The sequence below is a fragment of the Paenibacillus sp. UNC499MF genome, assembly GCF_900107975.1.
In the GTDB taxonomy this organism is placed as follows: Bacteria; Bacillota; Bacilli; order Paenibacillales; family NBRC-103111; genus Paenibacillus_F.
Genome location: NZ_FNVF01000007.1, coordinates 309,863 through 319,615, shown reverse-complemented (window position 1 = coordinate 319,615; position 9,753 = coordinate 309,863). Strand labels below are relative to the sequence as shown.

At 58.6% G+C, this 9,753-nt stretch carries 7 protein-coding genes; all 7 read right to left on the bottom strand.

Features of this window, described 5'->3' with window-relative positions:
• Positions 1-4 precede the first annotated feature (4 nt).
• The 7 genes from guaA to C4S74_RS17150 all read right to left on the bottom strand — a co-directional run bounded on the left by guaA (position 5) and on the right by C4S74_RS17150 (position 9,605).
• Entirely contained in the window at positions 5-1,549 is a 1,545-nt protein-coding gene (guaA, locus tag C4S74_RS17175; protein ID WP_374755404.1) for a glutamine-hydrolyzing GMP synthase, read from the bottom strand.
• 52 nt (positions 1,550-1,601) lie between these two features.
• On the bottom strand, positions 1,602-4,412 hold the full coding sequence (locus tag C4S74_RS17170) for a transglutaminase domain-containing protein (RefSeq protein ID WP_103996518.1): 2,811 nt from the start codon (positions 4,410-4,412) through the stop codon (positions 1,602-1,604).
• Entirely contained in the window at positions 4,399-4,938 is a 540-nt protein-coding gene (locus C4S74_RS27055; RefSeq protein WP_258042515.1) for a hypothetical protein, read from the bottom strand. Before C4S74_RS27055 ends, C4S74_RS17170 begins: the two co-directional genes overlap by 14 nt.
• On the bottom strand, positions 4,868-6,262 hold the full coding sequence (locus tag C4S74_RS17165) for a DUF58 domain-containing protein (protein ID WP_258042514.1): 1,395 nt from the start codon (positions 6,260-6,262) through the stop codon (positions 4,868-4,870). Before C4S74_RS17165 ends, C4S74_RS27055 begins: the two co-directional genes overlap by 71 nt.
• 9 nt (positions 6,263-6,271) lie before the next feature.
• The gene (locus tag C4S74_RS17160) at positions 6,272-7,252 is read right to left on the bottom strand and encodes a MoxR family ATPase (RefSeq protein ID WP_103996517.1); all 981 of its coding nucleotides are present in this window, start codon (positions 7,250-7,252) and stop codon (positions 6,272-6,274) included.
• A gap of 62 nt (positions 7,253-7,314) precedes the next feature.
• The gene (locus C4S74_RS17155) at positions 7,315-8,688 is read right to left on the bottom strand and encodes a polysaccharide deacetylase (RefSeq protein WP_103996516.1); all 1,374 of its coding nucleotides are present in this window, start codon (positions 8,686-8,688) and stop codon (positions 7,315-7,317) included.
• Positions 8,689-8,834: 146 nt separating this feature from the next.
• Positions 8,835-9,605, bottom strand: coding sequence for a nucleotidyltransferase domain-containing protein (locus C4S74_RS17150; RefSeq protein ID WP_103996515.1), 771 nt, complete (start codon positions 9,603-9,605; stop codon positions 8,835-8,837).
• Positions 9,606-9,753: the final 148 nt, after the last annotated feature.

The following is a 9,753-nucleotide window of genomic DNA, read 5'->3' as shown; positions in this document are numbered from 1 at the left end:
TATACTATTCCCACTCGATCGTTGCTGGCGGTTTCGACGTTACGTCGTAGACAATACGGTTGACGTTGTCCACTTCGTTGACGATCCGCACGGAGATTTTCTCCAGGACATCCCAAGGAATGCGCGCCCAGTCGGCTGTCATACCATCAATAGATGTAACGGCACGGATACCTACTGTGTAAGAGTATGTCCGGGCATCGCCCATAACACCCACACTCTTCATGTTAGGAAGAGCCGTGAAGTACTGCCAGATCTCACGGTCGAGACCGGCTTTGGCAATTTCTTCGCGGAGGATCGCGTCGGAATCGCGGACGATTTTCAGCTTCTCTTCCGTCACTTCGCCTAGAACACGGATCGCAAGACCCGGACCCGGGAACGGCTGACGCCATACGATGGCGCCCGGAAGTCCGCATTCTTCGCCCACTTTGCGCACTTCGTCCTTGAAGAGCGCCTTAAGAGGCTCGACAAGCTGGAACTTCATGTCTTCGGGAAGTCCGCCTACGTTGTGGTGAGATTTGATTGTGTGAGCCGTTGCCGTGCCGCTCTCGACAATATCCGTATACAGCGTACCTTGAGCGAGGAAAGCGAAGTCGCCCAGCTGTGCGGATTCTTCTTCGAAGACGCGGATAAACTCGTTGCCGATGATTTTACGCTTCTGCTCCGGATCGCTTACTCCGGCCAGTTTGCCGAGGAAACGGTCGCGAGCGTCGATTTTGACAACATGCATATCGAATTTGCCTACAAAAGTCTCCATTACGCTTTCGGCTTCGTCCTTACGGAGCAGGCCGTGATCGATAAACATGCAGGTCAGTTGATCTCCGATCGCTTTATGGATCAAAATGGCTACAACGGAGGAATCTACGCCGCCGCTGAGTGCGCACAGCACTTTACGGTCGCCGACTTGTTCGCGGATATCGCGGATCGTGTCTTCGATGAAGCTTTCCATGCTCCAGTCACCTGTGCAGCCGCAAATATCGAAAATGAAGTTGCGGATCATTTCGTTGCCCTGCGCCGAGTGACGGACTTCCGGGTGGAACTGTACGGCCACGATATTTTTGTCCGGATGGCTCATCGCCGCGATCGGACATGTTTCCGTGCTTGCGTCAAGAACGAAGCCTTCCGGCAGATCGCAGACATGGTCCCCGTGGCTCATCCAAACGACTTGCTTGGAATCCAGATTTTTCGCAAGACGGCTGTGAGACTGGAATTCAACTTCCGATTTGCCGTATTCGCGCGTAACGGCGCGCTCTACTTTACCGTTCAACTGGTGCGCGATCATCTGCATGCCGTAGCAAATGCCCATGATCGGAATGCCGAGATCATACACACCAGGGTCTACAACCGGAGAACCTTCTCCGTATACGCTGACCGGTCCGCCCGAGAAAACGATCCCTTTCGGGTTCAGTTCGCGGATTTTGTCCGCTGAAGTATTGTAAGGGAGCAATTCGCTGTAAACGCCAAGGTCGCGAATGCGTCTGGCGATCAGCTGATTGTACTGCCCGCCGAAGTCTAAAACGACAATTAATTCGTGTGTTTTTTGGATATCCATGGTCCGCCTCCTAGTATAATCTTGATCATTATATATAACAAAGGCGGATGAATCAAGGCATACCCCCGCCTTTGATCCGCTTCCAAAGATCTAAAATACGCCCTTTGCCGATAATCCCGGCACCGCTGCGGTCGTAGCGGACTTCCTCGTACAAAGCGGCAAATTCCTCCAGCGCCCGGCGGCGGCCGGGATCAAGCTCCGCGAGCCCCGCGACGTACTCGCGGAGAGTCTGCTGCGGCGCCGGGCGGCCGTGGCTGCGGAACACTTTCAGCCACAGCCGCTCCATCAGCGCCGTGCTGCCCGTGCCGCGGCGGAGCCCCGCGCTCCTGCGCAGCGGCGCATAGGATGCGCGGCGCGGACGGAAGCGCCGCAGCAGCCAGGCCGCGCCCAGCAGCATGAGCAGCGCGGCCGAACCGAGGGCGGCCGGCGAATCGGCCGCCCGGGCAAGTGCGGGCAGCAGCTGCGCTGCCCAAGGGCTTGCCGTGTCCGCGGCGGCTGTTTCCTCTTCCGGTGAGGAAACGGCTGCGGGCACGGCCTCGGCTCCGGTGCCGAACGGAGCCGCGAAGCCGGGCGTCGGCTCGAACGCGAGCCAGCCGGCGCCCGGGATGTACGCTTCGGCCCACGAGTGGGCGTCGCGGCTGCGGACGGTTACCGCTAGGCTGCCGTCCGTGCCGCGCTCGCCCGCTTCGCCGGGGGCGAAGCCTTTGACCCAGCGGGCGGGAATGCCCGCCGCGCGCAGCATGACGACCATAGCCGACGAGAAATGGTCGCAGTACCCCAGCTTGTCGACGAACAGGAAGTGGTCGACAAAGTCTTCGCCGGCGGCGGGAAGCGTCGGCTTGTCCATGCTGTAGCGGTACTCCGTGCGGAGGTACCGCTCCAGCGCAAGCGCCGCCGCGAGAGGGTCTTGCCCGCCGGCGGCAGTCACACGCTCCGCAAGGTCGCGGACGCGCTGCGGCAGCCGGTCCGGGAGCTGAAGATAAGCGGAGAGCCCGGTGGGGGAAGCCGAAGCATGCGTGCCCCGTTCGGGACTTCCGGCTTCGGCGTCTACAGTTTCACGAAGGCCGCCGCTGACGTTTGTGCCGCCGGCTCCTCGGCTTTTATTCGCTGCTGGGCTAGAGTTTTCACCTGTGGTTCCCGTACCATTGGGGTTTCCCCTACTGTTACCTGGACCGGAGCCACCTACTGCGGCCCCCGTACCGCCGGCATTATCGCCCACGGCCCGATCCCTTCTGCCATCCCCGCCATTCTCCGTGCCACCCGCACTGCTGCGCAGTCCGCTTCTGATCTCGGCATCGCTCACCGGCGTAAAAGACGACGCTTGCGGGCCCGGATCGGGCATGGACCAGTCCCTGCCGAATGCAAACCGCGTAACCGTCACACGGTAGGATTGCAGCGGTTCATCCGTGACGGGGAGGGCGACTTTGCCGCTTTCGTCATTCAGCCAGAAGGCCCCCGGCTCCACGGGTTCGCCGGATGTATTTCTTGCTTCTTCGAGCTTCAACATTTTGCCTCCGGCAAACAACTGCATCCCCAATTGCCCCGAGAGCCCCGTGATCTCCTGAGTAAAAGGGATTTTTGGAGAGGCTGCGATAACGGCGGCATCTGAGGCATTTAAGGCATCAGGGGCATAGGATTCCACAAACGACGAAGCCGCAGTGCTTCCCGTTGCCGGCTGCCCGTCCCCGTCTCCGGCTCCGGCCGCTCCCGCTTCAATTCCTTCGAGTGACACGCCGCCGTCCACAGATACCGTCCCATCCCTCCCCGCCGACTCCGTCTGCCCCGACAAAGTCGGGAATGCCGGACGGAGCGTGCCGGAAGGCTGGGACCAGCCGCGCCCGTCATAGACGCTTTTGGCCTCCCCGCGCCAATACGTGCGAACCGGCGTCCGGGCGGTAAACACAACCCGGTTGTCTGAAATCAGAGCGCCGCCCAGCACGGAATCATCGGCTCCATATCCTGAAATTCTCAGGGACGAGCCGTTGGTTTGTCCGGCACCCGGACCCGTGGCCGTATGCCCGCGCATAAGCGAAGCCCACTTGTCTGCGGCGGCGGACAAGCTCAGGGGTTTCATTTTTTCAGCCGATCCGCCTTCGCCCGCTGCCCAGTTTCCCGCCGCATAGAAAACCGCCGCAGCCAACAAACTGATGCCCGTCCACGGCAAAGACCCCCCGCGGCCGGTTACGGTGATGCCGAATTGTCTCCGCAGACGGGGAACCGTCAGGCCTGCAAGCAGAAGCAGTCCAAGCGCCCCCGTGCGGATCAAGCCGGGCGTTGTGTCGATGCCGAGGCCGATTTGGAGGAGCATTAAATAACCGCCGGTTGCGGCTGCAAACCAGGCCCCGTTTTGCCGGTGCAGCAGCAGTTGATGGGATGCCGAAATAAAAGCGGCCGCACCCAACAGAAACAGCAGGGATTCGGTCAACCCGCTAAGTGCGCCGAGCTGGCCGGACGCCGCATAGCCGAGGTCCATCGATAACTGGTCCCAAAGCCGAAGCGGCCAAGCGCCGAAAGGGAAAAGTTCTTTCTGAAACTGATACCCGGAAACGGCCGCCATCCCCGCCAGATTAAGAATCCACAAGAGCGCAAAAGAACGTACGCCGGCCGAGAGCAGCAGGAAATAGCCGAACATGACCGCATAAGGCTGGATGCCGAAAGGCTGGAATCCGCCGGCTCCGAGAGCAAGCGGATTCAGCCATTCGAGCAGAAGCATGTACCAAATCACCGTTAGCGCAGCGTCCCGTACCCATGTGGTCTCTTCCCGCTTCCCGTTCTCAACGAGGCGTCCGGGAGCTTTATGCTTTTCAGACGAAATCCCGGAACCCGCAGCTCCATAGGATGAAATATTTTTAGCCGATCGCATCTTCCGTCCCCCCTTCTTTAGGCTTCTCTTTATTTTCCGCGAAGCTGCGAGGGACAGACGAAGACTCATTGAAAAAATCAGCGCTGCCGGACGACCCGGATGCCGCCCATGGATAAGCGTCACTGCCGGATCTCTCTATTCCCTGAGCAACCGTGGAACTATCGGCCGCCGTATCAGAAATATTTGACTGTTTCGCTTTTTCTTTTTTCGTGAAAAATGTTCGTTTGCTCACGGCCGGGCCGGATTTGTTTGCGCCTAGTCTGCGTCCCGCAACAGGCGTTTCGGCGGCCCTGTCATCTTCCGCGGCGGCAAAGCAGGCCGCCTCCACCCCGGCTTCACGCAGCACGGAGAGTCTTCTTTGCTCCGGAGGCGTAAGCTCGGGCGATTGTGAAACGTACACAATCTGCAGAGGCCGTCTTGCGGCAAGCAGTTCCATTGCACAGACTATTAAGGCTTCATCCAATCGTGAAGTCAGATAGAGCAGCGTAACGCCCGGGGCTCTGGAAGCATGTTCTTTGCGCAGCATGTAAAACCCCTTTGCCTGTCTCGCCACGGACGGCCGCCAACAGTTCCAGCGATGCGTTTGCAAATGGAGCCGGGGCACCGTTTTCCGGATTGAGCGGGGATGCGCCCTGGTAACGCGGATAACTATACGGCTGGTCCGTTTGAGCAAGTACGGCTTTGTCCCGGAAAGAGGTTCCTGTAACGATCCCGCCGGTTCCCGTTTCCGGTTCAAGGACGGCATAGGCGGCGATCCGGATCCGCTTTTCCAGCATGGCCTGTCCGCGAGGGCAAGGGCCGGATGCCGGGTAATTGCCACGGGTGGAATTGCTTCTGCCGAAACCGGGCCGGCGGTTTGCTTGCGGCTGTTTATCCGTTCTACCCGGATCACTCCAATCTCCCGGAGCGGTATCCGGTTTCCCGATCGGACTGTTCTTGCCGCTCTCAGCGGATTCTCCGCGCTTGCCGCCGAAGCCGCCCGCTCCGGTCATGCCGTTTATGCCCCTTATACCGATCATACCGGCCATATCGGTTATGCTGTTCTGGCCTCTTCCGCCTTTCCGGCCTTTCCCGCCCTTGCCCGGCGAAAGCGTGCAGCCGCACCCGGTGTCCGCTCCCCCGCAGCCCGGATCCGTGTCGAGCACGATGATCCGGGACGGCTTAACGGCTCCGGTGCGCACCTGCGTCTGCAGCGAGCCCCTGCGGGCAGTCGCTTTCCAATCGATCCATGACATGGGATCTCCCGCGGTGTAGGCGCGGACGCCAGCCGATGTGCCGCTCGTAAGGTGCCGGGAAAGCTTCCCGCGGCTATCGCTTTCCGCACCCGCCGCTCCGCGCAGCCCGAATGAATCGGGCACCGGATAGACCGTGAAGGCGGCCTCCGTTTTCACGACGCGCCTTTTGGTGAACAGTCCGAACAGATCCCCGCAAAGCAGCTCTGTCCGCTCCAAAACATACTTTCCCCTCTCTACGGCGTCCATGCTGTATGAAAGCGAAACAACAGGCGAGATCCAGGGAAAACAAAGCAGCGACTTGCTGCTGGTCTCTTCCCGCCCCTCATGCACCCAGTGTTCGCGGACAACCATCCAGCATACGGGCAGCAGAGAACGCTGAGCCACGACAAGCTTAACTTCCGCCTTCTGACCGGCAAAAAGCCGGGGCGCCCCGAGACTGCGTGAAACCTCCGCCCCGTTAAGCGTGAAGAACAGGACGGAAGCGCCGGAGACCGCATTCGCCCACAGCAGGCACTCGATGATCAGGGGAGCCAATCCCCCGAATACGAGGTAAAAGGCGTGCGCCCCCGCCGCTCCCGCAACACTCCCCGCCAGATTCAGCCAAGATTTCATCATGGCGTTCTCCTAGCGGACAGCCGCAAAGCGCAGCACGGGAATCGGCACGGATGCAATGGCCGCTTCTACCGCGGCGCGCGGGCTCCTGCCGCCGATAAGCGCGTCGGTCGAGGGCAGCAGCCGGTGGGCGAATACGGGCACCGCCAAAAATTTGATGTCATCGGGCACGACGTAGCGGCGGCCCTGCATCAGCGCCCTGGCCTGGGCGGCCCGCATCAAGGCCGCCGATGCGCGGGGACTGGCTCCAAGCCGCAGATCGGGATGTCTCCTCGTGGCCGCGGCAAGGCTTACGATATATTCGCACAGAGACTCGTCGACGTTGACGGTGGCTGCCTCGTTTTGCAGCTGCACCCATTCCTCCTGCAGAAGAACGGGCCTCAGGTTGTCCGGCGACCGTCTTTGAAGCTGCTGTTCCAGCATGCCGACTTCGTCCCCGTGCTCCGGATAGCCGAGCGACAGCTTCATCATGAAGCGGTCCAGCTGCGCTTCGGGAATGGGGTAAGTCCCTTCATGATCGAGCGGGTTTTGCGTGGCGAGGAGCAGAAAAGGCTTCGGAAGCTCGTAAGTGACACCGTCCACGGTTACGCTGCGCTCCTCCATCGCTTCCAGGAAGGCCGCCTGTGTCCTGGGCAGCGCACGGTTCAGCTCATCGGCCAGAACGACCGGATTCATAATCGGTCCCGGCCTGAATTCGAAGGCGGCGGTTTGCGGCTGGAACACGGAAACTCCGGTTATATCCGACGGCATTAAATCCGGCGTGCACTGAATTCTTTTATACCCGCAGCCCACCGTGGCCGCCAGACTGCGGACCAGCAGCGTTTTGCCTACGCCGGGCACATCCTCCAGAAGAACATGGCCTCCGCACAGCATGGCAATGACGCTTTTCTCGATGGTATCCCGTTTGCCGAAGATGACTTTGGCGACTTGATCGACTACTTTTTGCAGAAGAGTATGGGGCTGGTCAAATAAGAACGTCCGATTGGAAATCACGGGGAAAGCCTCCTAGTGAAATGATATATTCCCAGTGTTCCCCGTTCTCTATGGAAATAGACTTACAGTTTGCTAGAAAAAAGAGCGGTTCCCCCGGATATCGTCACTTCTCTCCCGCTTCCATCCGCGTGATAGTCCAGTATACCGCCGCCCAGTAGCTCTACCGTCTTCCTGAGAGGAACATAGAGACTCCCGTCTAGAAGGCGCATGTTCGGCAGATGATAGACGGCCGTCACCCCGGCCCATAGGCGTACCGACAAGGTATAGTCGCGCAGATTGTAGTCCAGCCGGGTGAATCCGTAGTCAATGCTCGCCGTGGAGGCCGCCTGGTTCCAGTCGACCTTGGCCCCCAACTGCTGTGCAAGCACCCGCAGAAGCACCTCCAGCCGCTCTTCCCGGAAAAGAGCCTGTTCGGGCGGAAGCACCGTTCTTCTTCCGTCTACGGTCAGCGTCAGGGGAAGCCGGGGCTCCGCCTGCCGGGGCCGGACAGAGCCCGCTCCCACGGCCGCTTCTTCGCCGGAAAGGACAGGCGGGCGCCCTCCGGAAACGGCGGCGGCCCACTCTCTCATCGCCGCGGCTGTCCGGGCGAAGTCCGCTTCGCCGGGGGTGCTGCGCTGCCACCGCCGGGCTTCGCGGACGGGGAACTGCGCGGGCTTCACCCGGTCGTCCAGCTTCGCGAACGCGTAGCCCTTGTCCCTGAAATAGCGGATGACTTCCGGGAGCGCTTTTACCGTTTCCTTGTGCCCGGTGCCGTCATGAAACAAAACCGTCAGCTCGTGCTTAAGCGGAGCTTTACGGACCGAACGGATAATTTCCGCCGCAGGGACGCCCGTACGCTTAGAATCCTCGCTGTCGATATCCCAGTCGTACAGCGTATAACCCGCTTCCTTCATGTAGTAAAAGTAGAAGGCATCGAAATTTTCGGCGGTCCCTCCCGGAGCCCGCATCAAACCGGTCCGGAAACCGGCCGCTTTCTCGATAGCCCGGTCGGTCTGCTCGACCTGTTTCCAGAAGCCTTTGTAATCCGAATAAAGCTTCTTGTAGGTATGATCGTAGCTGTGATTGCCGAGCGCATGGCCTTCGGAGACGATCCGCTTGACCAGCCCAGGATGATCCTCCACATGCTCACCGACGACAAAAAAGGAAGCGGGGACGCCTTCTTTTCCCAAAATATCCAGCACTTCCGGCGTATATTTACTCGGCCCGTCATCGAACGTCAAATAGACCGTCGGTTTGTCTGGAACCGCGTAGGTTTGGTCCGAGGCGACCTTACTTCCGCTTTTAACCGCTTCATAAATATTTCCTGCCGGTTCGGCGTCCGCTTCGGCTCCATAAACTTTTTGCACAGGCTGTATAGAGGGGAATGCAACGAAAATAAGTAGAAGAATAAGAGCGATCCGGGTAAAGCGAAAATGGGACAATTTCGTTCTCAGCATGACAATCCCTCCGCATTATTCAATCATTTGGCTGCTGATAGAGTATATGAGAGAGTTGCGGGAGGTATGCTTTTGCGCGTAAAAAAGAGCCCGGCTGACGCCAGGCTCCCGTAAACAAGCGGTATGCGGTTCGTAAATCTAGCATTTTATTTCCAGACGAGAGTTAAATAGCGGCGGTATAGATCGTCAAGCAGAGGCGTCGGGTCCGCCAGCTCCGTCTTGCTTGCCGCGGCCACCTCCGTCAGATGTTCGATCTCTTTGCCGATGAATGCGTGAATCACCTCGACTTTTGCTTCGAGATCCAGCTCTTCCCCGGCTATTTTTCTCCTTAAAAGCTCATTGATCTCATCTCTCAATCCGGATTCGGGCAGAAGCCTGTCAACCAGCTCCTGAAAAAGAATAGGCGGGTTCGTGTCGTTTTCCTCGATCCATTTGCAGGCCAGAATCGGACGGAGCACGTAAAAATATTTTTTGATCCGGACCTGGTCCCTCTGGAGGTATTCGCGGAAATTGCCCTTCGCCATGCTCAGATAATGATGAAGAGACGCCTTGGGCGAGAACACCTCGCCGCGGAGGCGGAGCATCTCTTCCTTAAAGCCGTAAGCTTCCTGATAAACGATATCCGAAATCAGCCATTCCATAAGAGGCGGATTCGATTTGCGGAACAGCTTCAGCGCCTTGCGGATGTCCCAGCCGTTTATATCAAGCATCTCGTTGATCGGTACTTCGATCACGTCTCTTTTGTCATCGATGGAAAGGTACCACTCCGGTCTGCGGACATAAACAAACCGGACGTCGTAGTCGCTGTCTGTGGAAGGAAATCCCCAGGCGCGGCTTCCGGATTCTACAGCAAACAAGACTTTGACCTGCTCGTTCTCTTCGATTTCCTTTAATTTTTCACGTATGACCGCTTCCATAAAAGCCCTCCGGTTTCCGAAATTTTTCAGTTCTTCAATCAATCCGGCGCTTTTTGGGGTAAAAGTAGATTAAAAGTTGCATCTTTAACCTTCTGCCTGTTCCAGGGAGTTGAACATTAGCACAGTTAACCGCAAACCAGACTAATTA

Excerpts from the sequence above, each read along its gene's own strand:
- guaA (WP_374755404.1), bottom strand. The coding sequence starts at position 1,549 with ATGGATATCCAAAAAACACACGAATTAATTGTCGTTTTAGACTTCGGC.
- C4S74_RS17170 (WP_103996518.1), bottom strand. The coding sequence starts at position 4,412 with ATGCGATCGGCTAAAAATATTTCATCCTATGGAGCTGCGGGTTCCGGG.
- C4S74_RS27055 (WP_258042515.1), bottom strand. The coding sequence starts at position 4,938 with ATGCTGCGCAAAGAACATGCTTCCAGAGCCCCGGGCGTTACGCTGCTC.
- C4S74_RS17165 (WP_258042514.1), bottom strand. The coding sequence starts at position 6,262 with ATGATGAAATCTTGGCTGAATCTGGCGGGGAGTGTTGCGGGAGCGGCG.
- C4S74_RS17155 (WP_103996516.1), bottom strand. The coding sequence starts at position 8,688 with ATGCTGAGAACGAAATTGTCCCATTTTCGCTTTACCCGGATCGCTCTT.
- C4S74_RS17150 (WP_103996515.1), bottom strand. The coding sequence starts at position 9,605 with ATGGAAGCGGTCATACGTGAAAAATTAAAGGAAATCGAAGAGAACGAG.